The organism is Selenomonas sp. F0473, from assembly GCF_000315545.1.
Classification (GTDB): Bacteria; Bacillota; Negativicutes; order Selenomonadales; family Selenomonadaceae; genus Centipeda.
The window spans coordinates 1,418,059-1,444,408 of sequence record NZ_JH992902.1 but is presented as its reverse complement, the minus strand read 5'-3'; the positions used below and the strand labels follow the sequence as shown (position 1 = coordinate 1,444,408).

Sequence of the window (26,350 nt, the reverse complement as noted above, 5' to 3'; positions counted from 1 at the left end):
AATTTGACACAAATATTCGGTTCGGTTATACTGAGATTATCGTTTCTAATGATAAATGGGTCGGAGATATGATCCGACCGGCCGTGTATTGTGAATCGAAGGAGGATCTTCATGTCCCATCATCCGATGCGTCGTACCCTCTCCGTTCTTGTCATCGGCGGGCTCCTGCTCGCCCCCGCCGCGCTCATGACCGGCTGCTCCGGCAACACCGCCGAAAAGGCCGGCTCCGCCGTCTCGTCCATGCTTTCCGGCGACTCGGTCGAGAGCAAGACTGCGGCGCTCATGCCCTACGTCGAGGCGACGAACCGGTACAACGACAGCTACGTCACATTTGCCTTCAGCTACGAGCCTAGTCTCCAAAGGATGCGCGACGGCGTGCAGTCCGACAATATCTCCGTGCCGGATTTTGACGGGCTGAAGACCGCCCTCGAGGCGGCGCGCGCCAATAAGGCTGCCGACGGCGTCTACAAGGATGTCGACGAAGCTGCCGACGGCGTCATCGCCGTGCTCAAGGACCTCGCGCCGCTTGCGCAGAAGATGGACGATTACTACTCGGCCAAGACCTACATGAACGACGGCCACAAAGGAGCGGCCGAGATGACTGCGCAGTATCTCCCGCTCTATGACAAGTTCGATGCCGCCTACCAAAAACTCGACGCCGCCGTCGCCCTGCACCACAAAGAGCTGCGCGCCGCACAGCTCGAGGAGATGCGCAAAAACGGCAGGCCCAACGCCGCGAACTTCATCGAACTGACCATGAAGGTACGCGACCTCGTCGATATGCTCGACAAGGAGCCGGTCGATCAGGCGGCCGCGGAGGCAAAGATCGCCGAGATCACGAACCTCGCCGGACAGCTCCCCGACACGAGCGACACCAAGTCGTACAAGCGTGAAGTCAATACGTTCATCGGCACCTTCCGCAGCTACCTTGCGGGCAAGGAAGACGGCAACGAAGTCATCGACGACTTCAACGACACCGTGAACACTTCGAACCGGGTCGATATGGACGAACTCGACGGCGGGAAGAAGTAGGCGCCGCTGAAAACTTCATTGGAACGAAACGCCCCGCGGGCACGCATCCTGCGGGGTATTTTTGTATGCCGTGCCCGCATGATTTTTTCTTGACCTCAACCGTACTCCCGGTGCTATACTAAATGCAGCCATATGGATCGCATCGATAGAAAGGGGCAGATACAATGACGGCACAACTGCCAAAGATCGCGCTCGGCGCATGGGCGTGGGGCAACGACGGCACATTCGGCACGAACTACACGGAGGATTCGCTCCGCCCGATCTTCGACGCGGCGACGGCGGCGGGACTGAACCTCTGGGACACGGCGTACGCCTACGGCATGGGGACCTCTGAGAAAATGCTCGCCGCGTTCCTGCGGGGACTGCCGCGCGATAAGTACATCGTCTCGGACAAGCTCACGCCGCAGTGCATGGACTACGAATCGGACACGCCCGTGCAGGACATGTGGGAGAAACAGCGCGCGCTCCTCGGCGTCGAGAACATCGATATCTACTGGGTGCACAACCCCGTCGACGCGCCGCGCTGGATCCGCGCCCTTGCAGAGTTCTTCGAGGGCAGGGCGGACGCGCCGATGATCGGCGTCTCGAACCACAACATCGAGGAGATCAAAGAGGCGGACGGGATTCTCCGCGAACACGGGCTGAAGCTCGGCGCCGTGCAGAACCACTACAGCCTGCTGAACCGCTCCTCGGAGGAATCGGGCATCCTTGATTACTGCCGCGCAAGCGGCATCCGGTTCTTCTCCTACATGGTGCTCGAACAGGGCGCGCTCTCGGGGCAGTACGACACGCATCACCCCATGCCTGAGGGCTCGGCGCGCGCAGCGACCTACAACCCCGTCCTCGACAAGATCGAGGTGCTGAACGCGGCGCTGGGGACGCTCGCGGATAAGTACAGCGTCGGGATCGCGCAGATCCCCGTCGCGTGGGCGATCGGCAAGGGGACGCTCCCCATCATCGGCGTGACGAAGCCGCATCACGTTGCGGATGCCGTGCGCGCCGCCTCCATCGCGCTGACCCTCGAGGAGATCTCTCTGCTCGAGGATACGGCGGACAGACTCGACTTCAGCATCATCCGCGCATGGGAAAAGGAAATGAAGTAATTTGCCGGAAAGGAAGACCCTGATGAAACGCAGCATGAACCGTCTCCTCCTCGCCGCCCTTGCCGCCGCGAGCATCGCCCTCGCCCCCTTTCCCGGGGCGACCGCGCCGCTTGTCGTCCCCGACCGCGGTCTTACGTTACACGGCGTCGAGCAGCAGAGCTACATTCGAGACGTCGCGGATCGCGTGTTCCACCCGCAGGAGGGCGCGGCGCACGAGGCATTTGCCGCACCCGACGGATGGACATGGGAGCAGACGAAGATCGGCGGGGTTCCCGTCGATCATATGAGTGCGGCGCAGCAAAAGACGAAGCGCGTCCTGCTCCAGCTCCACGGCGGCGGCTATGTGCTCGGCATGAGCGATGCCCACCGCAGGCTCGCGATGCGGCAGGCAGTGCTGACGGACGCGGCCGAGGTCTACTGTGTGGACTACCGCACCGCACCGACCTATATGTATCCTGCGGCGCTCGAGGATGCCGTTGCCGTCTACCGCGGGCTGATCGCGCGCGGCATTGATCCCGCGCATATCATCCTCGTCGGAGACTCTGCGGGCGGCAACCTTGCGCTCGAACTCCTCCTCGATCTCAAATCGCACGACGAGCCGATGCCGGGCGTCCTCCTCCTCGCCTCGCCGTGGGCAACCTTCGTGCATGAGAAGGGGACATCCCGCACGACAAATGCGGATAAGGACGCCTTCCTCGGCACGAACACGCCGCTCTACGACGCGGTCGCGCACGCCGTCTACGCGCCGGAACTCGCGCTCACCGACCCGCGCGTCTCGCCCGTCTATGCCGATCTTACGGGACTGCCGCCCATGCTCATCCAGACCGGCGGCGATGAGCTTTTCCTGACGGAAAACGAGGATCTTGCAAGAAAGGCTGCGGCGAACGGCGTCACCGTTACGCTCACGGTCTACCCCGGGATGCCGCACGACTTCGCCCTGCTCCTGCCGGAGCTTGACGAAAGCGTGCAGTCCCTGCACGAGATGGCGGACTTCGTACGACGGCATATGAATTAGTTTTTCAAAAGCAATCGGAGAATCTGTACGATACGGAAGCGTACGGGTTCTCCTCTTTTTCTTGCTTGACTTAGACTGCGCTCGAGGTGATAGGATGAAATCAGGCGGCGCGCATAAAGCAAGCGCGCCCGGATATCTGAGACGGAGGGTACCCATGGAATATACGAAACTCGGCACAAGCGGCCTCAAGGTCTCGCGCATCTGTCTCGGCTGCATGGGATTCGGCGACGCCGCGTGCGGACAACACAGCTGGACGGTCGATGAAACGGAGACGCGCGCGATCATCAAGCATGCGCTTGATCGGGGCGTCAACTTCTTTGACACGGCCATCGCCTACCAGAGCGGCACGAGCGAGCGGTACGTCGGGCGCGCGCTCCGCGATTTCGCCCGGCGGGAGAAGGTCGTCCTGGCGACAAAGTTCCTGCCGCGCACGCAGGAGGACATCGCGGCGGGCATCTCGGGGCAAGAGCATATCCGCCGCATGATCGAGGGGAGCCTCACGAATCTCGGCATGGATTATGTCGACCTCTACATCTACCATATGTGGGACTACAACACGCCGATGGAGGAGATCATGGAGGGACTGAACGCGGCGGTGCACGCGGGCAAGACGCGGTATATCGGCATCGCGAACGCATTCGCGTGGCAGGTCGCCGAAATGAACGCCCTCGCGCGGGACCGCGGCTGGGCGGAGTTCGTCTCCGTCCAAAACCACTGGAACCTGATCTTCCGCGAAGAGGAACGCGAAATGCTCCCCTACTGCCGCGAGAGGCATCTCGCGACGACGCCGTACAGCGCGCTTGCAAGCGGGCGCCTCTCCCGCCGCCCCGGCGAGACGTCAAAACGCCTTGCGGAAGACAGCTACGCACGGTTCAAATACGACGCGACGGCGGACGAGGATGCGCGCATCGTCGACCGCGTCCGGGAGCTGTCGGATCGGCACGGTGTCCCGATGACCGTGATTTCCCTCGCATGGCTGCTCACGAAGGCGACCGCGCCCATCGTCGGCGCAACGAAGACGCGCCATATCGACGCGCCCGCCGCGGCCGTCGATTTCAAGCTGACCGCGGACGAGATTGCCTATCTCGAAGAGCCCTACGTGCCGCACCCGCTCTCGGGTGTCATGGCGCAGAACCGTCCCGAGACCGCGCGCGAAAAGAAGGTCTGGAGCGTCGGCAAGCAGCGGCTTTGATCTGCGGCGCCCGCACGGCATCTGCCGGGCGCCCCGTACCCGCTCCTCATCGTCCGCCTCATGGGGCTGTGCGCCATAGGCGCATACTGTGTGAAGAAGGGGCTCGTACAAATGGGAATCCGCAAATCGATAAAATAAACGACCGATAAACCTACTTTCCCTTGACGTGCCGCGCACAAAGCGTTATGCTCAGACCATAAGAGATTTTAGATTGGAGGTAACGAAGATGAAGAAGCTGTTGTGTATCCTCACCGCACTGCTCATGGCAGCCCTGCTGACCGCCTGCGGAAGTTCTTCCGAAAAGAACGCCGCGGGAGCCGGCGCGCCGAAACAAGAGGCCCCATCCTCTGCCCCCGCGCCCAAGACCCAAAGCGGCAAAACGCTTGTCGTCTATTTCTCCGGCACGGGGAACACGAAGAAGCTCGCCGGCAACGCGGCAAACGTCCTCGGCGCCGACGTCTTTGAGATTCAGCCCGCGGAGCCCTATACGAGCGCGGATCTGAACTACAACGACAAGACCTCGCGCGCAACGCGGGAGCAGAACGATCCCTCCGCCCGCCCGAAGATCAAGAACAAGATCGAGAATTTCGATCAATATGATACCGTCGTGCTTGCCTACCCGATCTGGTGGGGGCAGGAGCCGCGCATCATCGACACCTTCGTCGAGAGCTACGACTTTTCCGGCAAGACCATCGTTCCGATCTGCACCTCCGGCAGCAGCGACATCGACCGCAGTGCCGCGGCGCTTGCCGTCAATACGACCGGCGCAGCGACCTGGAAAGAGGGCAAACGGTTTGAGCCCGACGCCTCCGACGATACGCTCGGCCAATGCTTTCAGGAAATCGGGCTGATTGAGTAGAATTTTTGCACAAATAAATATCCACCCGCGTAGCGGGTGGTTTTTCATTTTCGGGCATAGCCCTAATATTACTAGCGGCGTACAAGTACGCTTTTTATTGGCCTGCCAGCCATGCGTTTGTTACTTGCCACCCATAAATGGGTCTCTTGGGTCAAATAAACTCAACTGATCAGATTCCCTGTCTCGTTTCAGTTGACCTTCGATGTATTCTGTTATCGCCTTCGTGTTTTTCCCTACCGTATCCACATAGTAACCTTTACACCAAAACTCCCGGTTCCTATATGCAAATTTCATATTCCCAAACTTCTGGAATATCATTAAGCTGCTCTTGCCTTTTAGATACCCCATAAACCCCGATACACTCATTTTCGGTGGGATACTTATCAGCATGTGGATATGATCCGGACACACCTCTCCTTCGATTATTTCTACTCCTTTCCACTGGCATAACGTCCGCAATATCTCTCGTATTGCCGTCCGTTTCTCTGCATAAAACACTTTCCTCCGATATTTCGGGGCAAATACTATGTGGTACTTACAATTCCACCTCGTATGTGCTAAACTATGTCTGTCTGCATTTTGTTGTTTTGACATTATGTGACCTCCCTAGTACGGTTGCTCTTGCTAAGCTGGCAGGCTCGGCTCTAGTCTACCATACTAGGGTATATTTTTTTCACCGCTTAAGCTCTTTGGAACCACGCGACTATCACGTGGTTTTCTTTATACAATAAAAAGACGACAGATGAACCGGTCTGTCGTCTTTTTCTTTTGTACTCTTGACATTTTCATAAAAGCACAGCTCCTCTTGCCAAGGCGTGATATAATAGAAAAACATCAAGTTACAATATATGTGCGTATCGCACGTGGGGGGAGCGATGCGTGTGTTAAGTAACGCGGAAGTTTCGATGCAGAGCAAGGAACGAGAAAAATCCAAGGGCAGGCGTAGATGAAACCTACGTCAACCGCAGGATTTTTCGCAGTGACACAACTATGCGCGAAAATCCCGCGTCACGCCTCCGCAACCTAAGTGACAGTCAAGCTTGGATGCATAGCTAGGCATGAGGAGAATACAAGCGAAGGCGTAGTTAAGCGCTACGTCGAGCGCAGGATTCGACGAATAACGACGCTAGGCGCCAAGATCGGCTGTCACGCCTTAAAGGGGATTTTATGGTAAAAGAATCTTTCACCATCACAGGCATGACCTGTTCCGCCTGCTCCGCGCGCGTCGAGCGGGCGACGAAAAAAGTCGAGGGGACGGCGGACGTCAGCGTGAACCTGCTGACGAATACGATGACGCTCTCCTACGACGAAGGACGCACAAGTCCCGCCGCCATCATCGCCGCCGTCGAGGACGCCGGCTACGGGGCGCGCGTGAAATCCGCCGCCGGCGCGCAGAGCGCATCGCCTGCCGCCACATCCGCGGAAGATACCGCCGAGAAAGAGATTCGCGCGATGAAGGCGCGGCTTCTCATCTCGATCATCTTCCTCCTGCCGACGATGTATATCGCGATGCACCACATGTTCATGCCGCTCGGCATCCCGTACCCGTCGTCGTTCGGCGCGGTATTCCACGGCGCGGAGAACGCGCTGACATTCGCGCTCGCGCAGTTCGTACTGATCCTGCCGATCATGTACGTCAACCGCGCCTACTACGTCCATGGGTTCCGCAACCTCCTGACGGGCGCGCCGAACATGGACTCGCTCGTGGGGATCGGCTCGATGGCGTCCGCCCTCTTCGGCGTCTTTGCCATGTTCCGCATGAGCTGGGGGCTCGGACACGGCGATCTTGCGCTTGTGGAGGCGTATAGCGAGAACCTCTATTTCGAATCCGCGGGCATGATCGTCACGCTCATCACAGTGGGGAAATATCTTGAGGCGCGCGCAAAGGGGCAGACCACGGGCGCGCTCAAGGCGCTCATGCAGCTCGCCCCCGCCGAGGCGCAGGTCGTGCGAAACGGCGTCGAGGAGACCGTCCCCGTCGCATCGCTCACGGTCGGCGACATCATCGTCGTCCGCCCGGGCGCACGCATCCCCGTGGACGGCACGGTCACGGACGGCGCAACGAGCATCGACGAATCCGCCGTCACGGGCGAATCCATGCCCGTGACGAAATCCCCGGGCGATACCGTCACCTCCGGCACGCTAAACGTCGAAGGGACGATCCAATTCGCCGCAACGCGCGTCGGCGAGGACACGACGATCCGGAAGCTCATCCGTCTCGTGGATGATGCGAGCGGGTCAAAGGCGCCAATCGCGCGCCTTGCCGACCGCGTGTCCGCCGTCTTTGTCCCCGCGGTCATCGTGATCGCCCTCATTGCGGGCGGCGTATGGCTCGCCATGGGCGCGGACACCGAGTTTGCCTTTTCCATCGTCATCTCCATCCTCGTCATCTCCTGCCCGTGCGCGCTCGGGCTCGCAACGCCCGTCGCCATCATGGTCGGTACGGGACGCGGCGCGGCGCACGGCATCCTCATCAAGTCGGGCGAGGCGCTTGAGACCGCAGGGAACATCGACACCGTACTCATGGACAAGACGGGCACACTCACCGCGGGACGCCCGCAGCTCACGAGCGTCGCGCCCGCGGGCATGACGGCGGACGAACTCACCCGGCTCACCGCCGCGCTCGAAGCGGGCAGCGAGCATCCCATTGCTGCCGCCGTCACGGGCTATGCGGCGACACGCGGTCTCACCGTCCCGCCCGTCACCGATTTTCAAGCGGTCTTTGGCAAGGGAGTACGCGGCACGGTCGGCGGCGCATCGTGTGCGGCGGGCAATGCCGCCCTGCTCGATGAAATGGGAATTGACCTCCCGGGTGTTGTCCGCGCGCGGATGGAGGAGATGGCGGATCGCGGCGAGACCGCGCTCATCGTCCTTCGCAACCGGCGCATCGCGGGGCTCCTCGGCGTGCGCGACGCGGAGAAGCCGTCGAGCGCCGCGGCCGTCGCGCAGATGAAGCGCATGGGGCTGACCCCCGTCATGCTGACGGGCGACGATGAGCGCACCGCGCACACGATCGCCGCGCGGCTCGGCATCGAGACGGTCATTGCGGGCGTCCTGCCGAGCGATAAACGCGTCCACGTCGAGCGGCTTCAATCTGAGGGACACCGCGTCGCCATGATCGGCGACGGCGTGAACGACGCACCCGCCCTCGTGCAGGCGGATCTCGGCATCGCCATCGGCGCGGGCACGGACGTCGCCATCGAGAGCGCGGATGCCGTGCTCGTGCGCAGCGACCTGCTGGACGCCGTATCTGCAATGCGCCTCTCCCGTGCGGTCATACGCAATATCAAGGAAAATCTCTTCTGGGCGTTTTTCTACAACATCATCGGCATCCCGCTCGCGGCGGGCGTGCTCTATCCCGCGTTTGGCATCAAGCTCTCGCCCATGATCGGCGCGGCGGCGATGAGCCTGTCGAGCGTCTGCGTCGTGCTGAACGCCCTGCGCCTGCGCTTTTTTGCCATCGCGCACGAGGAGAAGGCTGCGACGGATGCGCCCACGGCGGAGGTCAATATTTTGGAGCTTTCACTCCCCGATGATCGGGGTGAAGATATGGAGGAGTCTGCCGCCGGCAGCTCCGGAAAGGAAGGAAATACCATGGAAAAAACAATCAACGTCAAGGGCATGACCTGCCCGAACTGCGTCAAGCACGTCACGAAAGCGCTCTCCGGCATGGAGGGCGTCTCGGATGTCAGCGTGAACCTCGAAGCGGGCACCGCGACCTTTAAGACCCCGCGCGACATCCCGAACACGGAGCTCGCCGCCATCCTCGACGACGCGGGCTATGAGCTCGGCTAAGAAATACAAAGCATACAAAAAGGTTCTAATGCACAATTGATGTTGTACATTAGAGCCTTTTTATAATAAGCTACTTCCAGAAAAATGACACCGGGCATATCATATATTTTATTGTTACAGAGTCTGCCGCTTTACTTTATGCGGCAGAAAGATCAGAAACGGCCTCTCCTCGCTTTGACCACAGGATAAACTGTGTCTCATATTGATTCAATGCGTAGACGATTTTATCATCTATGCGTTTTTCATCATTTAGAATAGTAACCAACTCTGTATCACGGCGGCGCTGTTTTTTTACATCACCCCACTCGAAAAGCAGGCTCTTTATTCGATCCTCTCTAGGCGCATTAAATACGCGAATCATACGCTCAGGTTTCCTCTTCGCCTTAATGGCAGGAATAACAAAATCTATTTTAAAGGAAAATCCACTCGCACCAGTAATACTAACATCCTGTATATTTACGATATTATTCTCATCAAAAAAACGAGCAACATCCTCGAGGAAGACAGACTTCACATTTTTGCTGCTCACCATAAACATATCGTTCAACGAAAGCATCGCCTGGATGAGCATGTGTTTTTTCTGCGGAAGATTCTCCTTAGAGGCGCGTATCGTGAGTTCACCGGATTTATTTGATACGCCGTATCCTTGAAGGATTTTATCCATCATATTTTTCCTTTTGGGAGAATTCAATGAAATTCCATCACTGGTAAGATCTGAGATAATATACCCATCGTCGGAAAGCACAAAGTCCCCCATATCTCTTTTAATATAAATCGTCAATCCGTCATTGTGCCGATCAACAAAAGGCGTGCCCATCACAACCCAGCCGTTCGGCAGCTCCTCTTCGAGCGTATTTTCTCTCAGCCAGTTATAATAATTGTCAGCCAGTACAGAGTTACTCATACGGCAACACCTCCTGCGCCCTTATTTCAACCTCTGATACATTCATGACTTTAGCATAAGACAAAAAGTCTTTCAAGGATTGTATTAAATCGTTAGAGTCTTTGAATTCTGATGGTAAAGGATACGCGACGCGATCTTCAAATCCCTCTCTAAATATATGGATATGCGGTGTCATCGCCGGGATGATTTCACCGTCCGGGTTGATGTGGGGAGAGCGGTCTCCGAGATCTACACGAATCAGTATAATATTCCCCTCGTATATCAGTCGGTACGATGCCTTTCGCGGATCTTTCTTCCCTTTGTATGCCGATACATGCATATCATCATGATCTAATTCTTTTAGATGATACCGTAAAGAAAACTTTTCTGTCCTGCCTGCTTTCGGAATACCAACAGATTTAGGATCGGTTAGATATTTTTCTATTGCTAAAAGCGTATTGATCTCGGCTTGCCCCAAATCCATGATGAATTCCTTTCCTTTTAGTAGGCTTTTTCCGTATGATGTTTACTAATAAACCAAGGCTGAGAACTTTTAATGGATGCATGGGAACCAAACTCAACCAAAGCAACTATCACCGTACAAAGACGGACTCATTTTGATAGCCGCCCCGAAAGTTTAATTCCCGTAAGCATTCTTCACGAGTTGGTCATAATGCGTGCGGGCATATTCTCGAATCACGTTATATATTTTCTCTCCCCTGGTTCCAGGTACTATTCTTTCTGATGACTCTTTTGTATCATGAAAAAGAATGATCCAGTAAGGCGTATATTGTATTGACTCATGAACGGTGAATGTCCTATGAGGTAGAGAAAGTGTTATAATCCGCAGCCTGTATTTTGTTGCTAATATTTTGTGTGTTTTATAAGCATTCTTTTTCGCATCCTCTAACACCTTGTCTGGAATAACAGCTTTCTCCCAATAAGTGATTTTTGTAGTGTCTGGCACATCTTGATTTGTTAGATCATCATGCTTTAATTCGTAGCGGATACTGTCGGTATCGAAAAACCAATCTGCTTTACGTGTCGAATCTATTTTTTCCCAATTAGCGGCGTATGTCGTAGATGTTAAGAGCCAAAAACCAATGAAAACAAACAGTGTACTGATATGTTTTTTCATAATAACTTCCTTCTTGATTATGTTTTCATCATTAGTATTATATTAGTATTCTATTCTTTCCAAAATATTCCTGCAACATATGATAAAAATATATCCTGTTGGCAGACCTATCGTTTTACAAATTATACGTTAGATAACTTCCCTTATGGATACCGCTTTCGCAAAAAAATATGGCACAGCCAGTCCGTAAAACCGGCTATGCCTGTTCGTTTTCCGCATCCAAAGTCCGGGCGTTGAACTCTCCGATGCAGTTCCACACGATGACGATTTTCTGTGTGCGTTTGCCGTCCACCACTTCCGGGTGGAAGATGTACACCTTCTCGATGAACTCACGGACGATTTCTGAGGTAAGCTCCGGGATGTCCGTATACTTCCTGACGATGGAAAGGAAGCCGTTCACATTGGCTGCGGTTTTCGATTCCTTGGCGACCACAGCTTGCAATTCCTTCATCCGTGCAGTCAAGACGCTCTGCTCATTCTCATAAGTGGCGGTCAGTTTGGTGAAACGCTCATCGGAAACCTTTCCGTCCACATTGTCCTCGTAAAGCCGCTGAATCAGCAGATCCAGTTTCCGCATACGCTTGCCTGCCTGTTCCATTTCCCTTTTGGCATCACGCAGAGCCTTGTCCGCCGCTTTTCTTGATTTCTTGACAATCAAAGCGATGAACTCGTCCTCATGCGCACGGGCAAAGTCTGTAACGCGCCGAATGGCATGAAGGAGAATCCCCTCAATTTTATTGATACGGATCGTGTGGCTTCTGCCGTCGCAGAGTTTTTGCGCTTTTTTCCTGCGATAGTTGTCGCACACATAATGGTCGAGTTCCCTTCGACGATTGCCCTGCCGAACCGCTCCCATCTTTTCCTTGCAGTCCGCACAATAGAGAATCCCCGAAAGCATATCGGGAATACCGAGGAATGTCTTTTTCCGTCGTCCCTCACGAATGCGCTGCACAATATCGAAGGTCTCTTGGTCGATAATCGGCTCCTGCGTATTTTCAAAAATCACCCACTCCGAAGGATCGTTCAGATATACGCCTCTTGTGCGATAGGATTTTTTGTACGTCTTGAAATTGACCGTATGCCCCAAATAATCCGGGCGTCTTAAAATATCGGCCACATAAGTCGAACTCCACACAAAAGCGTTCGGCATGGCTTCCGCTTCCTGCCTTGAAATTTTCCCGTCCCTGACCTTGGCATGAAGAATCGGATTTAAAACCTTCTGCTCCCTGAGTTCCCGGGCAATCCATCCGGGACCAAATCCCTGCATACACTTGCGGAACATAGCTTTCACCAAGGGAGCGGCAATTTCATCAGGAATCCAACGCTCCTTGTTTTGCGGGTCTTTCATGTAGCCATAAGGCGCACGGTTTGCCATGTGCCGCCCGGATTCCCCCTTCGCCTTGAAAACAGCCTTGATTTTCTTGCTGGTGTCCTTGGCATACCATTCGTTGATGATATTGATGAAGGGCGTGAAATCGCTGTCCTGCTGATTGGCACTGTCCACGCCGTTGTTGACGGCAATGAAGCGTATGCCCGCATCCGGGAAAAACATCTCCGTATAATAGCCCACCCGGAGATAGTTGCGCCCCAAACGGCTCATGTCCTTCACGATGACCGTCCCTACTTGCCCGCGCTCTGCCTTTGCTATGAGTCGCTGCCAGTCGGGGCGGTCGAAATTCGTCCCGCTGTATCCGTCATCCACGAAGAACTCGCGATTCCGAAACCCGTTGTCAACAGCATATTTTTCGAGGATGGCTTTCTGATTGCGGATGCTGTTGGAATCGCCTTGCATATCATCGTCCCGCGAGAGACGGCAGTACAAGGCTGTGATTTTTTCACCGTTCTCCACGGCAGTTTGTGATTGTCTGCCCATGATATCCTCCTTTCCGACAATCTTCAAGTGGTACTTCATATTCCCGTACTGCTGTGAAGAAGTCAAGCGGATTACGGCGAAATCGCCGAATCTTTCGCTAAAGCCTCCGCATCCCGCAGGATGAGTTTTTGCACCTTGTCCATTACGGTTTCCTTAGCCGTGTCGCTGATAATATCTTCTACAATATAGACGGTGTCCTGCAGATTGCGCTCTCTTGACTGTGTATTTGTCATTGCTTCCCCTCCCTTCCTTATTTGTGATAGCATCAAGGGTGTCACGTTTCGCTACGTCCTCTGACGACGCCCCCAGGGGGCGGTCAAATCTCTACAATCTTTTGGCGTGGTGACCGGCGCTGGGTCACGCGCACAAAAACGACAATTCAAACGAGGGATTAACCCGTCATAGAGATAAATAGCGGCTATTGGGAGGCGATCCGGCACAATGCTGTCCCATAAAAATCAAAGCTCTATCCTTCCTCCCTGCCGAAAACAGATACAGCGGAGCAAATCACTCCGCCGTACCCATAACACCTTTATGCAGTTATCTTGAGTGCCTTGACAGCCTCCCTGCGCATGAGTCTGCCGTCCACGAATTCCATGGCGAGATAACCGACTTGTCCGTGAAGCGCAAATTTCTCCTTGAGGGAGCGCACACGAACGGGAGAGCGATGAATCATCCAGTAGTAGCTGAAATCTCCGAAAAGCACAGGAAATTTCCCGCTCTCGGCGTTTGGCATCCCCTCACCAATAACCACAGGCTTGCCGAGAATGGTGTCCTTATCGCTGTTCCAGAGATAGGCTCCGCTATCATCCTTCATCGTGCGAAGAAAAAGAGCCGTATCATCATTCATCAGCCATGTGCCTTTGCTGCGGTACTCCGGTTTCACCGATGCATACAGCTTGATAAGGTCATCGAAGGACAGCTTCTTGGCAGTCGCACCGACTTCCGCTCCTTTTTCGGCATGGAGAAGTCCTGTGGGCTTATTTGCCCCGTCACCGTTCAGAAAAGCATCGTCCTCGGCTTTGGCAAAGTTCTTGGCAAAGCGACGGGTAAGATGCTCCTCCATATCGAAGGCGGCATCATGCACGAATTCCTCGGTCAATTTGACGAACACGGCAAGTTTATGGGAGTCCACCGGGTATCTGGTAAAGTCATTCAAGCCGTCATAGAGCGGGATGACACTTCCTTCCGGTACCCAGTTAGCAAAATCGGCGCAGTCATGGGCAAAGATGCGGCTTGCCCCACCGTAGAACTTCACCGTGGTGCAGAGGTTCCGCGAAATGCTCTCCTGCTTGATGAAATCGTCCATAGAGGAAGCGTCTTCGGCGGGAAGCGTATACGCCGATACAGGTTTCCCCTCCGCATGATTGAGAACCATGCAGTTGTACGGCTCTTGGCGCATGGCGTTCCAGAAGTTTTTACGGTAGTCGGACGTACCGATGATATTGAAATTTGCAGACATAATCAAAATCCTCCCTTTTTCTTATCGCATACCCGGCAGGCATACAGCCCCAGTTCATGATCGTTCAGACAATGTCCCACTTGCTTCAAGAGATTGCCGCACTTGGGGCATTCAATGTCATAAACCAATGCCATATCCAGTGTGTGGGGATTCTTGGCATGAAGACGATAGAAGCCGCGCACCTCGTTATACTCGTTGCGCACCAATTCACGCGTCATATAGAGATCGTAGATGTTGCGTGTGTGCTCCTCCGAGCAAAGATTGTTCTGCGGATGAAGGCGCGTGCCGTTCTTGACGGTAGGGATAAGGGGATAGTTTTGAGCGTGATGGAACATACAGTTCCTCCTTCCTGCTGCAAGCAAGGCAGCAATACAGCGGCAGACGCTTCTCATCTGTCGCGTTGACATTCGACTTATGATCTTGCTGTGGCGTTCCTGCCACACATTTCCGGATGAAGCATTTGAAAGAGCGTGTCTCTGTCCCCCTTCCCGGAGCGAATCAGCTCCTCGGAATAGCGGAGAAGTTCCTCTGCTACATCCCCGATGCTTCCGCGAGGAACATCGGAAACGGTCTTCACAATGAGGCAAGCCGGCGCACTGTTTCCGTGCCACAGATAGAGCGTTGCCCTCTTGTTTTCCTTGCTCGTATGCACGCCGCTGATTTCCACATGGAATCCGTTGCCGAAATCGCGGTAAATGACACGTTCAAGATCGATGGTAACGATGATGTAATGCTTGCCCAAGGACTTGCACAAGTCCCGAAGCATACGGTCTCGTTTTGACATATATACAGCCTCCCTTAAGATTTTCACTAGCGAAAATGCAGGTTTTCTCCGGCATGACAGCAGTCGGTGATTTGTTGTGATGGCGTGATTCTTCCCGTGCTTGCCGCGTGACAATGAAAAACACGCGCAACGGCTTATCCCGCAGGGCTTTACAGATTTTCATGACATCCGTGACAGAACCTCCCCCGTTCTTTTCATATCTTTCATATCTTTATACTTCATATCTATATCTTCCTAACTTTTTCAAATCCCCCCAAGAAGTTTGAAAAACTGTCACACCGTTCACAGGTTGACTTAATCCCTTGAGATGATTGGCTTCCTCGTGTGATTCCTACGGTTTCAGACCGTCACAGAGGAATCACGGAGCATAGGCAAAACAGCGCAATTCCTGCATTCACGGGCAGTCATAGAACTGTCACGTTCAGGCGAGAAAGTCCTCCAAAAAGTCGCCTGCCGCATAGAAATCAAAGGTTTTTCGGTAGTGCATCATCACTTCCTGCGTGAGCGTGAACTTCCTGTAATATGTGCCTGTGCGCGTGTGGAGCGAGATGTCCTTGAAGGTGCTGCCCACGTGAGCCGCAAGTTCGTCACGGAACTCCTTCGCCGTCTTGGAGAAGCCATGGTTGTTGTCCTGACACCAAGCCTTGTACACATTGTAGATTCTCCCCGTAGTAGCGCCATCGGTGTATTTCGACTCCTCTCGTTCCTCCATGCATTCCTCGAAGAAGCAAATAACGGTATTGTTCTCTCTGCGGTAAGTCTCACGAATCACATGAATAGATTCCGGCTCGGAGAACCGATAGCCGTTGGCGATGACCGTCTGCAAGGCAAGCACAGCCTTGTAGACAATGCCCTCCCGCTCGGCATACATCTTCTCGAGAAGCAGCTTGTCCTGCGCATCCTTTGGAATTGGATTGGGGCAGTTCACTGCCATGATGCGGTTATACACCCACTTCCCATCATCCCCGCCGAATTTCGGCAGACGGTTCATACAGAACCAGAGGAGACCGCCGTAAGTGAACTCAAATCCCTGCTGTCCTTTGAACTCGGCAAAAAGGCTGTCCCCACCTGTGATTTTCTTGAAGGTCTTCAATTCCGCAACGGTAAGGAAGCTCATATCGGAACTTCCCGCAAGACGTGTGCCGTAGAGTGTTCCCGTTCCGAATCGCGCCTCAATCTCCGCGAGGTCAATTCCGATGTAGTTTCCTGTGCCCAACAGCCGCTCCACGAGGCTCTTTAACTGTGACTTTCCCGTATCTCCCTCCCCCACGAGGAAAAGTGCTTTTTTCATGCGCCATCCCTTCACATTGGAGATACACGCTCCCATAAATTCAAGGAGGAGCTGCCGAATGGCTGCATCACCGCCCGTCAGTATATGCATATAGCGGTCAAATACAGGCGTCGGCGTTTCCTTCCCCGTCCAGTTGCAGGGAATTTGAATGGTAGACATCGCCTTGGGAGAGTGCGGATGGAGCACGGCTTCCGCAGCGGACACATAGAGCAAGCCGTTCCGAAAGTTGATAAGACGCTCGTCGGCGTCGAGCTTTTCCTGCGGCACATAGTCGAGGTCGGTCGCTAGAAGCTGAAATGCCTCGTTGATCGGCTTGATGCGCACCAGTTCCTCGTCATAATCGGCGATGAATTTCTTGATGACGCCCTTCATCATGTCGTCGGCATAGATGCGGTAAGCGCCCCGCTCGTATACGTACTTGATCATTCCCTGCTTCCCGCTGTTCCGAACGAGGATGTAATCCAAATGTTCCCGCACATACTTGGCAAGCATGGAAGGCTCCACATACGGTGCGCCCGTCTTCTCATGAAAGCGGATAAAATAGGGATGCTCCATCTTAGAGCGATGGAACACGCCTTGACAGGCTTCAATCCCGACCGCGATGGTCGCCTCCCGATAATCCTCCCGTTCCCACTTCTCACGATAGAGCGCGGATTGACGGAAAATGGCATCGATCATCTCGGCATCCGCGCCGGTACGAAAGGCAATCAAGGAACAGAGGGCGGCATCTGCCTCCGATGGAGAGCCGTAGCCCGTGATGTCCCCACGGTCAAAGAGCGCGGCGAACTTCTCGCCGTTCTTCTGCTCCCGTAGCTTGGAGATGGTGTTGTAGATATTCCTGTCCCCATCCCGCTTGGCACTGTACTTCTGCTTCTTGGAGCGGCGCATATCCTTATCCAACGTGGTAAGAACGGCTGCCGTACAGTCTTTGAGCGGCTTGTCGCTTATGACGTTCCCCGTAAAGACGGCGAAGCGATTGGTCATACCACCGACATACAGTTCGATTTTGGTTTTGGGATGCTTCGTGTAGTATGTCTTGTCGAGTTTTCGCTGACCTTTGCCGTCAATATAGGAGGGGATCTTCTCCCGGTCGCATTTTCCGTAGAAGTGTATGCCCTCGCCACTGACAGAATGCTCGGCGTAGGTATCGAACCTTTGGAGCATGGTCTGTACCAGAGGATCATCCAAACCTCTGTGGTCAATGTCGAGGAATACATATCCTTCGGGAATAATGAATCCTATGCCGTCAAAGTGCTTCTCCTTGGAGGCCGTCAGAGCCTCATCATACGTCACCCAAGAATGTCGATGCGGTGCATCCGTTCCCGTTGCCGTTCCATAAGCCGAGAACGGCTTTTTCGTCCTGCACCCTTTGACCATGGTGTATCGCCAACACACCCATATCTTCTGTGCTTTCAGCTCCTGCAAAATATCACCTCCTTTGCAAAATCAGTCATACATTACGCTTTGTGGCTTGCTTCCTTGGCAAGCCACGTATGGAACGCCTCGACGGGAATGAGGATTCTCGCTCCCACCCGGATGCTCGGAAAGTCTGCACGGCGAGTCAGGTCGTATGCCATCGGCAGACTGATGCCCATCCGCTCCGCCAATTCCCGCACGCTCATGGTCGTTTTCTCCATATACACCTACCTCCCTTAAAAATGGGCAAACAAAAACCACTCGAACATTCGAGCGGCGCGTATGCGTCCTATTCTGTTATGCCAGCTTGAGCGTTGCCCTTCCTCCAATCCGTATTCGTTGGACGGCATTGTAGGCGGTCATGTCCTTGACGCCGAAGATGTTTTTCCTCTCAAGCCCCTCCTCTCGATGCTTCCTTCGCCGATTCTCCCGTTGTCGTTTTCTGTCCTTCACGGTGCATCTCCTCTCAAAACAGAAAGACTCCTCCCTTGATGCGGGAAACCGCCGTTTCCGGCTGACATCCGCTGACGATTGGGAACGTGTTTTATTTTCTTGAAAAAATTTTTTTCACACCCCCTTGTATTTGTTTCTATTCTACTATAAACTATAACCGTAATCAACATATTCACACTCACGCTTATACTTACTCTAACGCTTACTATCAAACGATTGGTGTGATAATGATGGGATATAGACGAAACAACATGAGAGCCAACAGGCAGACGGATATGCTCGGTTTTGGGGAAGTCGGCGGCGTGGGACAGCTTGTCTACCACAGCTTCCGCTTTGCCGATTATGAGATTGATTATTTGAAGGACGGTACTTGGGCTGCCATACCCGTATGCGACGCTCATCATCCCCCGGATATAACGCAGAAGGATTGCATTTCGGGAGGATACATACTTTCCAGCTTGTGCAATCTGGCAAAAAAAATAAATGACCTCCCAAAAGAGAAGCCATTCACGGATTTGATTTTGGACTGGTGCAAGGATGTGATGCACCCTTATCATATAGATGAAGTCTACGGCGAATTGACGGATGAGCAATTCGACCTTTGCGACATGACAGCGGAGCTTGCTGGCCGTGATGCCACCTTCTCCCTTCATGCCTTTATGGAAGAACTCGGGAAGCTCTATGATACTGCCCGTTTCTACACGGCTCTCATGCGGATTTGCGAGGGAGATTCCGATGAAACCTACGATATGTACGATGAAGAGAAACGCTTCCCGGGGCTGCCGTACTTGGAGCGGTACAAACATAACATGAGGAATGTAAAAAATATTGACGTGAGCGCCGCCAAGGACAACTTGCTCAAGGAAATGCAACTCGAGCGCACGTATATGGAGGCGCACCCTGCCAAGCAGACCGCCGATGGCGATTATGCTGTGGAGCCTTTCGATGACTACGAGCGGCTACGGGATTTGCTCATGGAAAGTGTCCCGGATTTCCGTCTGCAGCTCAAACTCAGTCCGAAAACAGGACGTATGACCTTTGCCGTAGATGTGGATTCGGTCTTTGAGATTGCTTGGCTCACCCTTGCCCACATGATGTCAGAAGATCCCATCGAGGAACACCACGGTGGTTCTCACGAAGGATTGACGGGCGTTATGATGACCTGCCGCCACTGCGGAGACTTCTTCATTCGCAGGAACAATCGGCAGGAATACTGCGACAAGGAAAAATGCCAGAAAGCACGGAATGCCAAAAATCAGCGAGAATTTCGCAATCGCAAGAGAATGTTAAAGGCGGGAAAGAAAATGCAAACGGAGGAGAATTACAATGGCAAAGCTTGAATATCAAGAAAAAGATGGCAAGGTATTTTGCCCATTAGCAAATAAGTGGCTTGTTGCAAAACCGGAGGAAAAGGTTAGGCAGAGATATGTCTGTACTCTGGTGAATGACTATGGGTACTCTTTAGACCAGATGGCGCAAGAGTTAAAAGTCAATAATTCGCAGCGTGGGCAAGGCAAGGCTCGTGCAGATATTGTAATATGGAAAAGCAAAAAAGATAAAGATGATAAAAAAACAGCTTTTATAGTTATAGAATGCAAAGCTGAAAATGTAAAAATCCGCGTAGAGGACTACTATCAAGGCTTCAACTATGCCGCTTGGGCACACGCTGATTTCTTTGTTACTACAAACGAGAAGGAAACAAAGTTCTTTAATGTTGATCCGGCATTTCTTCCACAAAAACTGGAGGAAGTTGTAGCCATACCTACTGCTAAGGACATCGACGACGCTAAGAAAATTGAGCAAATCAAGAATCAGACAAAGACATTCACACGTGAGGAATTTACAAAAACTTTACAGGCTTGCCATAACATCATCCGCAATAATGATAAATTATCACCAGAGGCGGCATTTGACGAAATCAGCAAACTACTTTTTATGAAAATCAGATATGAGCGTCAGCAAAGAGGCACAAAAGTATTTACCAAAGCGGAATATCTGTCTCAAGCTGATAATTACGAAAAAAATATGCGTCCCGGGTTAAAAGCGAGAGGTATTGACCAAGCTTATATGCAGAACCTATTCGACACCACAAAAATCGAATTTAAAGAAGACCATCTGTTCGAGGATAATGATGAAATTAAAATCAGAGAGAACAGCTTTGTGCAGATTTTGGAGAAGCTGGAAAATTACAATTTGTCTGATACACAGGATGATGTAAAAGGCATCGCTTTTGAGCAATTTCTCGGTACAACTTTTCGCGGTGAACTTGGACAATTCTTTACGCCGAGAACAATTGTGGATTTTATGACGGAGATACTCGATCCTCAGGAAGGGGAAGTTATCTGCGATCCAACTTGCGGCTCTGGGGGGTTTCTCATCAAAGCATTTGAATATGTGCGTGAGAAAATAGAGGCTGATGTCAGATTACAGAAAGAAAAACTGAGAGCTTCTCTTGAAGGAAATGACTTTGACAGCAAGCTGGAAGAAGAACAGATAGAAATCAGCGATAAAATAGATGCGATGCAAACTGCACTGAATACTGAACTAGATACTTCTATCAAGGAGAGTCGAATGTATCAGCTTTCCCGCAATTGTATTTATGGAACGGATGCAAATCCTCGTATGGCACGAACATCCAAAATGAACATGATTATGCATGGTGATGGTCACGGCGGCGTACATCATCACGATGGTCTGCTCAATGTCAACGGTATATTCGAGGAAAGATTTGATGTAATTCTGACAAATCCGCCATTTGGTCAGAATGTTGACCGTAATCAGCTCATTTCCGAGGCTGATCGCTTTACTGATGAGGAGATGAAAAGAAAATACAAACAAAAATATGGGAAATCCTATGATGAAGCTCTTAAACAGGTTGATGACCACATCGGTGCATCCCTACTCTCGCTTTACGACCTTGGCAACACAAGTACCCTTACGGAAGTTCTTTTTATGGAGCGGTGTCTTCGTTTGCTCAAAAAAGGTGGAAGGATGGGCATGGTTCTCCCCGAAGGCGTACTTAACAATAAAAACCTTGCCACAGTCAGAGAATACTTTGAAGGACGTGCAAAACTTATACTCATTTGCTCGATCCCCCAAGATGTGTTCATCGCAGCAGGAGCAACAGTAAAGCCGTCCCTCGTCTTTATGCGCAAGTTTACAGATGAGGAAGAGCAAGAATATGCTCGTTGTAAAAAAACTGCGCTCGATGAAGTAACCGCACTTCATCAACCCGAAATCGACGACCTGAATACCACTATCGCCGAATGTAGCTCCAATACAGATATCTTAAAAAAAGATTTGAAGGATGCTCGTATTCGAATGAAACAGGCAAAAAAAGCAAAAGATGCGGATTTCTCTGCAATTGAGAAAGAGGTCGAAGCCATTCAGCTGGAACAGAAAGAAAACAGAGACTCGAAGAAGTCTGCAGAGAAGGCTCTCAAAGACCTGCAGAAACAGATCGCGGATGAGACCAAACCCGTCGTAAAGAAAAAATTTGACTACGATGTGCCGATTGCAAAGATCGATGATGCAGGAATCACTACCACCGGAGCGGCATCAGAAGGCAATCAGTTACCTGCCTTGGTGAATGAATATCGGGATTATCGAATTCAGAACCACTTATGGTATTCAGAAAAAATCAATGTCGAATACAGTCTTAATGCAGACGGATTTTATTGCAGAAACAGCCATGAAAAGGAGGTTGTATTAAATGAACAATAAGTCGGCCATCCTTTCCAATGTTTTGTTTTCTTCACTTGGGCAGTGGGATGTAAAGCAGTTTCTGCTAAACAAGATAAAGTCAATCTATCCAGTAGAGCCATTAGGAAAGCATTTAATTCATCAAACAGAAAAGATTCAGCTATCCGATTACCCTGATGAGGATTGCACTATTCTTGGCGTTTCCAATAAGGTCGGAATGTTTGATGCCGGTGTTAAAAAGGGTAAGAAGATAAAGCAGAAATACCACAGGGTAGAAAGCGGTTGGCTTGCTTATAACCCGTACAGGATCAATGTCGGCTCTATAGGCATTAAAACAGCCGATTTAAAAGGTGACTACATCAGTCCCGCATATGTCGTTTTCAGCTGCATGGAAACTCTAATTCCACAATTCTTATGGTTGATGATGAGGAGCGAATACTTCAACACTTTAATCAAAGATTCAACCACAGGTTCGGTTAGACAAACGTTGAGTTATGAAAAATTAGCAGCTATTGAGGCACCTATTCCGCCAATCCCGGAACAAGAACAGATCCTAAAGGTATATCACGCCACGATTGCGGCGGCCGAAAAAAGTATGTCTGACGGGGACGATTTCAGCAGTGGCTTACTATTCGATATCCAGTCTACAGTTTCAGATTTGAAGGAGCAGGATGTGTCGACAGCGACAACATCATCGATTCTTCAAATCATATCTTATTCATCCGTATCACGCTGGGAAGTTGCGTTTGGTTTAAAAGAAGGCAAATTGGACAAGGTCTATAACAGTTTCAAATCCCCCATACACACAATTGCGGAACTTACAAAGGAGTCGCTTTTCGGGCTGTCGATAAAGGCATCTCCCACACAGAAAACGGGTATGATACCAATGCTGCGAATGCCTAACATCGTCGATGGGGCTCTTGATTTAGACGATTTAAAGTACTTACCACGCAAAACTGCGACTACGGCAAGGGAGCCGGATAAATGGTTATTACGTAAAGGCGACTTCCTGATTAACAGAACAAACAGCAAAGAGCTCGTTGGGAAATCAGCAGTCTTTAACCTTGACGGCGATTACACCTATGCCTCATACGTCATACGGTATCGGTTTGATACTTCTATAGTTTTGCCAGAATATGTGAACATCCTATTCATGCTTCCATTGGTACGATTTCAAATCGATACTATGAGCAGACAAACAGCAGGACAGTGTAATATAAATAGTGACGAAATAGGTTCTATCCGTATCCCGATTCCCTCAATCTCAGAGCAAGAGGAAATCATCAAGAAATACTACTCCACAAAAGACGGAGCCGACAAGTTCTATACAAAAGCTGAAGAATTAAGGAAAAAAGCCTACACAGATTTCGAGAAGACTATATTTGCGTAAATCTGAAGGCACGGAGAAAAAATCTTTCCGTGCCTTTCCTCAACTCCTCATCTTTTTACTGTTGATGGCTTGACTTTTTATTTGCAGCCTTCATACTTCGGAATTCGTCCACTTCAGGAATAAGGCTTAGGGATGAGCCATTTTGCCAGCGCACCAAAATGCTTCCAGCATCGTCTACTCCCCAAACCGTCCCCAATGTCCCGGCAGGAGGCGCTTGGGTATCTTCTATCGAGATAATCTCGACCACCGTCCCCGCGGGGTACTTTTTGCGGAACATTTCGATGTGTTCTTTACTGGGAAATTTCATTATAAGCAGTCTCCTTTGCGATGTCCGCATTTGAATGCACTGTTCCCCCAAAGATTCTGAAGGAGAATTTTCCGGGTGGTCTTATACTTATTTCCAATCAACCCCAATCGCAAAAGGAAGCAGCGGAATGCGTACTTGGGGTTGTCCACTTTCTTTTCTTTGGCAAGTACACGCTTCTGCCGCTGTGCCATATCGCACAGCTTGCTGATGAAATCAGCGTAGGCACGATACGCCTCCGGCGTGAGTGTTCCGTGAAACCATGCGAAAGTAATCCGCTCCTCTGTCAGCGTATAGTTTACCTCCTCGATGTCGAACGCCGCCTTGATGAGATTCCCTTTGCTTTTGAGCAAGGCATCTAAATTTGCCAATGCAGTGTCGGAGAAATTTTCCCTCGGCATACTGATAGAAAGATTGACGATATCCTCCTGTGACTCAATGGGGGCAGATTCCTCCATGATGTGTTCCTCGACTGTCTGCGCCATCGCTTCAATCTCCGTAATCTGTGTACCCTCCTCCTGCAGAGTGTCCTTGGCCTCTTCCATACTGCTGTCAGTGAGAACATCCCCTTCGGACTGCTCTGCCATGAATCCTGCTGCTTCAATGGCTGCGAGGACGTTTGCCGTCTGCTCATCCTTCTCGAAAATCAGCACGCCGTGCTTAGTGACCTCGTAACTGCCAATCTGAAAGGCAAAGCTCGGTGTCTCCATATACTTTGGTCTGATTCCCAAAGCATCTCCGATAGTCTTGACTAGGCGCTTGCGGTCTGCTCCGCTCACGTTGTAATTGCGTTCCATGATGTTGTCCTCCTTTGTAATGGTGTGGTTTTCCATGTCTATCTATCACTCGCCGAGGCAGAAATTGCAAGTACTTTTTGAGATATACTCTCATAAAGCAACGACCATGCAGGATTTTTGCATCCACATGGTCGTCTTCCTCTTGAAGATTGTCGATAAAACTACGTTGATTATGTATCCCTAAGAAAACTCATCTTTTTATCATTGGAAAAAACAATCAGCGTCAAGGGCATGACCTGCCCCAACTGCGTCAAGCACGTCACGAAATCGCTCTCCGGCATGGAGGGCGTCTCGGATGTAAACGTCAGCCTCGAGGCCGGCACCGCGATGTTCAAGACGAGCCGCGACATCCCGCATACGGAGCTCGCCGCCGTCCTTCGACGACGCGGGCTACGAATTGGGCTAACCCGACTCAAAAAAGGAACTGCCGCATGCGGAACTTCGCTTGCGGCAGTTTTTATTATATGCGCTTGCAAGAAACGTGATTTTAATTTCCGCCTCACGCGGTTCTCTTATAATAGGCGCGTATCGTTGGAATCGATCACGGTCTTAGAAAGGCGGCACACGATGAACCACATCGCATCGGTCGATGGGAAATTATTTTGCTTGAACTACGACGATTACCGGACGTTCACAGAGGAGTTTGGGGCGGGGACGCTCCGTCTCGAGAAGTATGCAGACAAACAGATTGCACGCATCGATGCGACGCATTTTGTGCAGAATCCAGCGAAGAGAATGTATCAACTGCATGTCAACGGCATGTTGATGGAGATACCGGAGCAATGCTTCAGCGATTTTGCGACAGGCGGATGTAAGTCGATGCCGGCTGTTCCCCCCGCGCCGAAACCTATCATAGATGTGGCCGAGTGCGGATTCTCTCCCGATTACGAACTGCTGGGCGATATGTACGACGACGAATATTTCCCCGACTTTTTGGTCGATAAGGTGAAGGCGCAGCTGTTGAAACTCGACGATTTTCTCTCGGGCGGTGTGACGGAAATCGATGCGGTGCAGGCAAAGCTCGACGAGATCGTGAACGCCATCAACGATTTGGAGGACGTGTTCGCAGAAAATGACAGCGAAATCGAGACGGCGGCGCGCGAGAGCATCGCCGAGGGCGTCGGCTATATCCTATGGACGCACGGCATCGACATCGATATCGAAGAAGCCATTCGCGAAAGGGATTGGTAGGCGCGGCTCTGAGGGAATGCCGCCGTCCTCGACGATGCGGGCTACGAACTAGGCTGACGCCGTATCATCTCATACGAAACGGGGCAGACGCGCGATGGTATTTCGCGCGCCTGCCCCGTTTACTGTTCATATATGAACTCAGGCAGTATATATATCCCTGTGATGCTCTACACTTAGCAGAAGAATGACATGCTTTGTATCTTCAATAAGACAGATCAATCGGTAATCGCCGATGCGGTACCGCCACTGTCCCTTACGGTTTGCGGTGAGCGCTCTGCCGTGTGCCCGCGGGTCTTCGGTGCCTATGAGATTCTTTTCAATCCACGATTGAATCATGCGTTTCGTGTAGTTATCTAGTTTCTTAAAGTCTTTATCGAAACTCGCTGCACTCTCCACGCGGTATTTCACAGGCCAAGTTCCTCCCACAGTTCCTCGATGGGGCGCGACTTTTTCCCGCTCTTGACATACTCCTCATACGCCGCATCCGCCACAGCGGCGTCGTACTCATCCTCGATCATCTCGAAGAAGTTTCGCTTCATCGCCTCTTCGACAGACGTTCCGTGGATTTTGGCATAGCTCTGTGCGAGCCGTTCTTCCTCTCCCGTGAGTTCGACAATGACGGCCATCCCGATCGCCTCCTTTTCCCATAGTGTACAATAACGGCGCGGAA

The 26,350-nt window shown here is 51.9% G+C and carries 25 protein-coding genes and 1 pseudogene; 11 read left to right on the top strand and 15 right to left on the bottom strand.

The features are described from left to right. Nucleotides 1–111 precede the first annotated feature (111 nt). The 5 genes from HMPREF9161_RS06655 (at nt 112) to HMPREF9161_RS06635 (ending at nt 5,201) form a co-directional block, all read left to right on the top strand. On the top strand, nt 112–1,032 hold the full coding sequence (locus tag HMPREF9161_RS06655) for a DUF3829 domain-containing protein (RefSeq protein ID WP_009728922.1): 921 nt from the start codon (nt 112–114) through the stop codon (nt 1,030–1,032). A 164-nt stretch (nt 1,033–1,196) separates the two neighbouring features. After that, nucleotides 1,197–2,135: an aldo/keto reductase gene (locus HMPREF9161_RS06650; RefSeq protein WP_009728921.1), complete on the top strand. Its 939-nt coding sequence runs from the start codon at nt 1,197–1,199 to the stop codon at nt 2,133–2,135. 22 nt (nt 2,136–2,157) lie between these two features. Next, nucleotides 2,158–3,150 (top strand): alpha/beta hydrolase, encoded by a 993-nt coding sequence (locus HMPREF9161_RS06645; protein ID WP_009728920.1) that lies wholly within the window; start codon nt 2,158–2,160, stop codon nt 3,148–3,150. Nucleotides 3,151–3,304: 154 nt separating this feature from the next. After that, nucleotides 3,305–4,342, top strand: coding sequence for an aldo/keto reductase (locus HMPREF9161_RS06640; protein WP_009728919.1), 1,038 nt, complete (start codon nt 3,305–3,307; stop codon nt 4,340–4,342). A 226-nt stretch (nt 4,343–4,568) separates the two neighbouring features. Continuing rightward, a complete protein-coding gene (locus HMPREF9161_RS06635; RefSeq protein ID WP_009728918.1) occupies nt 4,569–5,201 on the top strand; it encodes a flavodoxin in 633 nt (210 codons plus the stop codon). A 120-nt stretch (nt 5,202–5,321) separates the two neighbouring features. Here the strand turns inward: HMPREF9161_RS06635 and tnpA are convergent, their stop codons facing one another. After that, nucleotides 5,322–5,795, bottom strand: coding sequence for an IS200/IS605 family transposase (gene tnpA, locus HMPREF9161_RS06630; RefSeq protein ID WP_009728917.1), 474 nt, complete (start codon nt 5,793–5,795; stop codon nt 5,322–5,324). A 573-nt stretch (nt 5,796–6,368) separates the two neighbouring features. On the opposite strand from tnpA, the gene HMPREF9161_RS06625 reads away from it, so the two are divergent. Continuing rightward, nucleotides 6,369–8,996 (top strand): heavy metal translocating P-type ATPase, encoded by a 2,628-nt coding sequence (locus HMPREF9161_RS06625; RefSeq protein ID WP_009728916.1) that lies wholly within the window; start codon nt 6,369–6,371, stop codon nt 8,994–8,996. Nucleotides 8,997–9,132: 136 nt separating this feature from the next. On the opposite strand, the gene HMPREF9161_RS06620 is transcribed toward HMPREF9161_RS06625, so the two are convergent. The 10 genes from HMPREF9161_RS06620 to HMPREF9161_RS06580 form a co-directional block, all read right to left on the bottom strand. Beyond that, nucleotides 9,133–9,900, bottom strand: a complete 768-nt coding sequence (locus tag HMPREF9161_RS06620; RefSeq protein WP_009728915.1) for a DUF1828 domain-containing protein — start codon at nt 9,898–9,900, stop codon at nt 9,133–9,135. Next, nucleotides 9,893–10,363: a hypothetical protein gene (locus HMPREF9161_RS06615; protein WP_009728914.1), complete on the bottom strand. Its 471-nt coding sequence runs from the start codon at nt 10,361–10,363 to the stop codon at nt 9,893–9,895. The genes HMPREF9161_RS06620 and HMPREF9161_RS06615 overlap by 8 nt, the downstream gene beginning before the upstream one ends. Nucleotides 10,364–10,516: 153 nt before the next feature. Continuing rightward, on the bottom strand, nt 10,517–11,017 hold the full coding sequence (locus HMPREF9161_RS06610) for a hypothetical protein (protein WP_009728913.1): 501 nt from the start codon (nt 11,015–11,017) through the stop codon (nt 10,517–10,519). A 196-nt stretch (nt 11,018–11,213) separates the two neighbouring features. Next, nucleotides 11,214–12,890, bottom strand: a complete 1,677-nt coding sequence (locus HMPREF9161_RS06605; protein WP_009728912.1) for a recombinase family protein — start codon at nt 12,888–12,890, stop codon at nt 11,214–11,216. A gap of 71 nt (nt 12,891–12,961) precedes the next feature. Next, a complete protein-coding gene (locus HMPREF9161_RS09960) occupies nt 12,962–13,123 on the bottom strand; it encodes a hypothetical protein (RefSeq protein WP_009728911.1) in 162 nt (53 codons plus the stop codon). Nucleotides 13,124–13,422: 299 nt separating this feature from the next. Beyond that, nucleotides 13,423–14,352, bottom strand: coding sequence for a phage major capsid protein (locus tag HMPREF9161_RS06600; protein ID WP_009728910.1), 930 nt, complete (start codon nt 14,350–14,352; stop codon nt 13,423–13,425). A gap of 2 nt (nt 14,353–14,354) precedes the next feature. Next, nucleotides 14,355–14,687, bottom strand: coding sequence for a hypothetical protein (locus tag HMPREF9161_RS06595; RefSeq protein WP_009728909.1), 333 nt, complete (start codon nt 14,685–14,687; stop codon nt 14,355–14,357). A 77-nt stretch (nt 14,688–14,764) separates the two neighbouring features. Next, on the bottom strand, nt 14,765–15,136 hold the full coding sequence (locus HMPREF9161_RS06590) for a hypothetical protein (protein ID WP_009728908.1): 372 nt from the start codon (nt 15,134–15,136) through the stop codon (nt 14,765–14,767). 421 nt (nt 15,137–15,557) lie between these two features. Further along, a complete protein-coding gene (locus HMPREF9161_RS06585; RefSeq protein WP_009728907.1) occupies nt 15,558–17,852 on the bottom strand; it encodes a phage/plasmid primase, P4 family in 2,295 nt (764 codons plus the stop codon). Nucleotides 17,853–17,884: 32 nt separating this feature from the next. Next, on the bottom strand, nt 17,885–18,064 hold the full coding sequence (locus tag HMPREF9161_RS06580; RefSeq protein ID WP_009728906.1) for a helix-turn-helix domain-containing protein: 180 nt from the start codon (nt 18,062–18,064) through the stop codon (nt 17,885–17,887). A 507-nt stretch (nt 18,065–18,571) separates the two neighbouring features. Between HMPREF9161_RS06580 and HMPREF9161_RS06575 the strand changes: the two genes are divergently transcribed. The 3 genes from HMPREF9161_RS06575 to HMPREF9161_RS06565 are packed head-to-tail and all read left to right on the top strand — an operon-like array spanning nt 18,572 to nt 23,388. Beyond that, entirely contained in the window at nt 18,572–19,636 is a 1,065-nt protein-coding gene (locus HMPREF9161_RS06575; RefSeq protein WP_009728905.1) for a hypothetical protein, read from the top strand. After that, nucleotides 19,623–22,019, top strand: coding sequence for an N-6 DNA methylase (locus HMPREF9161_RS06570; protein WP_009439073.1), 2,397 nt, complete (start codon nt 19,623–19,625; stop codon nt 22,017–22,019). Before HMPREF9161_RS06575 ends, HMPREF9161_RS06570 begins: the two co-directional genes overlap by 14 nt. Further along, entirely contained in the window at nt 22,009–23,388 is a 1,380-nt protein-coding gene (locus HMPREF9161_RS06565; protein ID WP_009439031.1) for a restriction endonuclease subunit S, read from the top strand. The genes HMPREF9161_RS06570 and HMPREF9161_RS06565 overlap by 11 nt, the downstream gene beginning before the upstream one ends. A 55-nt stretch (nt 23,389–23,443) precedes the next feature. Here the strand turns inward: HMPREF9161_RS06565 and HMPREF9161_RS06560 are convergent, their stop codons facing one another. Both HMPREF9161_RS06560 and HMPREF9161_RS06555 read right to left on the bottom strand, forming a co-directional pair. Further along, on the bottom strand, nt 23,444–23,695 hold the full coding sequence (locus HMPREF9161_RS06560) for a DUF4314 domain-containing protein (RefSeq protein ID WP_009728904.1): 252 nt from the start codon (nt 23,693–23,695) through the stop codon (nt 23,444–23,446). Continuing rightward, entirely contained in the window at nt 23,695–24,489 is a 795-nt protein-coding gene (locus HMPREF9161_RS06555) for a hypothetical protein (protein ID WP_009728903.1), read from the bottom strand. The genes HMPREF9161_RS06560 and HMPREF9161_RS06555 overlap by 1 nt, the downstream gene beginning before the upstream one ends. Nucleotides 24,490–24,693: 204 nt before the next feature. Here HMPREF9161_RS06555 and HMPREF9161_RS10205 point away from each other — a divergent pair. Next, nucleotides 24,694–24,895, top strand: a pseudogene (locus tag HMPREF9161_RS10205) (heavy-metal-associated domain-containing protein); the annotation flags it as partial. Nucleotides 24,896–25,056: 161 nt separating this feature from the next. Next, nucleotides 25,057–25,680, top strand: a complete 624-nt coding sequence (locus HMPREF9161_RS10200) for a DUF5713 family protein (RefSeq protein WP_009728902.1) — start codon at nt 25,057–25,059, stop codon at nt 25,678–25,680. Nucleotides 25,681–25,818: 138 nt separating this feature from the next. On the opposite strand, the gene HMPREF9161_RS06540 is transcribed toward HMPREF9161_RS10200, so the two are convergent. Further along, nucleotides 25,819–26,088 carry a type II toxin-antitoxin system RelE/ParE family toxin gene (locus tag HMPREF9161_RS06540; protein WP_009728901.1) on the bottom strand — a complete coding sequence of 90 codons (270 nt, stop codon included), beginning with the start codon at nt 26,086–26,088 and terminating at the stop codon, nt 25,819–25,821. Beyond that, entirely contained in the window at nt 26,085–26,306 is a 222-nt protein-coding gene (gene relB / locus HMPREF9161_RS06535; RefSeq protein WP_009728900.1) for a type II toxin-antitoxin system RelB family antitoxin, read from the bottom strand. Before relB ends, HMPREF9161_RS06540 begins: the two co-directional genes overlap by 4 nt. Nucleotides 26,307–26,350 lie beyond the last annotated feature (44 nt).

What these genes read in the sequence shown, in the direction of transcription:
- HMPREF9161_RS06655 (WP_009728922.1), top strand. Translation starts at nt 112, where the DNA reads ATGTCCCATCATCCGATGCGTCGTACCCTCTCCGTTCTTGTCATCGGC.
- HMPREF9161_RS06650 (WP_009728921.1), top strand. Translation starts at nt 1,197, where the DNA reads ATGACGGCACAACTGCCAAAGATCGCGCTCGGCGCATGGGCGTGGGGC.
- HMPREF9161_RS06645 (WP_009728920.1), top strand. Translation starts at nt 2,158, where the DNA reads ATGAAACGCAGCATGAACCGTCTCCTCCTCGCCGCCCTTGCCGCCGCG.
- HMPREF9161_RS06640 (WP_009728919.1), top strand. Translation starts at nt 3,305, where the DNA reads ATGGAATATACGAAACTCGGCACAAGCGGCCTCAAGGTCTCGCGCATC.
- HMPREF9161_RS06635 (WP_009728918.1), top strand. Translation starts at nt 4,569, where the DNA reads ATGAAGAAGCTGTTGTGTATCCTCACCGCACTGCTCATGGCAGCCCTG.
- tnpA (WP_009728917.1), bottom strand. Translation starts at nt 5,795, where the DNA reads ATGTCAAAACAACAAAATGCAGACAGACATAGTTTAGCACATACGAGG.
- HMPREF9161_RS06625 (WP_009728916.1), top strand. Translation starts at nt 6,369, where the DNA reads ATGGTAAAAGAATCTTTCACCATCACAGGCATGACCTGTTCCGCCTGC.
- HMPREF9161_RS06620 (WP_009728915.1), bottom strand. Translation starts at nt 9,900, where the DNA reads ATGAGTAACTCTGTACTGGCTGACAATTATTATAACTGGCTGAGAGAA.
- HMPREF9161_RS06615 (WP_009728914.1), bottom strand. Translation starts at nt 10,363, where the DNA reads ATGGATTTGGGGCAAGCCGAGATCAATACGCTTTTAGCAATAGAAAAA.
- HMPREF9161_RS06610 (WP_009728913.1), bottom strand. Translation starts at nt 11,017, where the DNA reads ATGAAAAAACATATCAGTACACTGTTTGTTTTCATTGGTTTTTGGCTC.
- HMPREF9161_RS06605 (WP_009728912.1), bottom strand. Translation starts at nt 12,890, where the DNA reads ATGGGCAGACAATCACAAACTGCCGTGGAGAACGGTGAAAAAATCACA.
- HMPREF9161_RS09960 (WP_009728911.1), bottom strand. Translation starts at nt 13,123, where the DNA reads ATGACAAATACACAGTCAAGAGAGCGCAATCTGCAGGACACCGTCTAT.
- HMPREF9161_RS06600 (WP_009728910.1), bottom strand. Translation starts at nt 14,352, where the DNA reads ATGTCTGCAAATTTCAATATCATCGGTACGTCCGACTACCGTAAAAAC.
- HMPREF9161_RS06595 (WP_009728909.1), bottom strand. Translation starts at nt 14,687, where the DNA reads ATGTTCCATCACGCTCAAAACTATCCCCTTATCCCTACCGTCAAGAAC.
- HMPREF9161_RS06590 (WP_009728908.1), bottom strand. Translation starts at nt 15,136, where the DNA reads ATGTCAAAACGAGACCGTATGCTTCGGGACTTGTGCAAGTCCTTGGGC.
- HMPREF9161_RS06580 (WP_009728906.1), bottom strand. Translation starts at nt 18,064, where the DNA reads ATGGAGAAAACGACCATGAGCGTGCGGGAATTGGCGGAGCGGATGGGC.
- HMPREF9161_RS06575 (WP_009728905.1), top strand. Translation starts at nt 18,572, where the DNA reads ATGCTCGGTTTTGGGGAAGTCGGCGGCGTGGGACAGCTTGTCTACCAC.
- HMPREF9161_RS06570 (WP_009439073.1), top strand. Translation starts at nt 19,623, where the DNA reads ATGGCAAAGCTTGAATATCAAGAAAAAGATGGCAAGGTATTTTGCCCA.
- HMPREF9161_RS06565 (WP_009439031.1), top strand. Translation starts at nt 22,009, where the DNA reads ATGAACAATAAGTCGGCCATCCTTTCCAATGTTTTGTTTTCTTCACTT.
- HMPREF9161_RS06560 (WP_009728904.1), bottom strand. Translation starts at nt 23,695, where the DNA reads ATGAAATTTCCCAGTAAAGAACACATCGAAATGTTCCGCAAAAAGTAC.
- HMPREF9161_RS06555 (WP_009728903.1), bottom strand. Translation starts at nt 24,489, where the DNA reads ATGGAACGCAATTACAACGTGAGCGGAGCAGACCGCAAGCGCCTAGTC.
- HMPREF9161_RS10200 (WP_009728902.1), top strand. Translation starts at nt 25,057, where the DNA reads ATGAACCACATCGCATCGGTCGATGGGAAATTATTTTGCTTGAACTAC.
- relB (WP_009728900.1), bottom strand. Translation starts at nt 26,306, where the DNA reads ATGGCCGTCATTGTCGAACTCACGGGAGAGGAAGAACGGCTCGCACAG.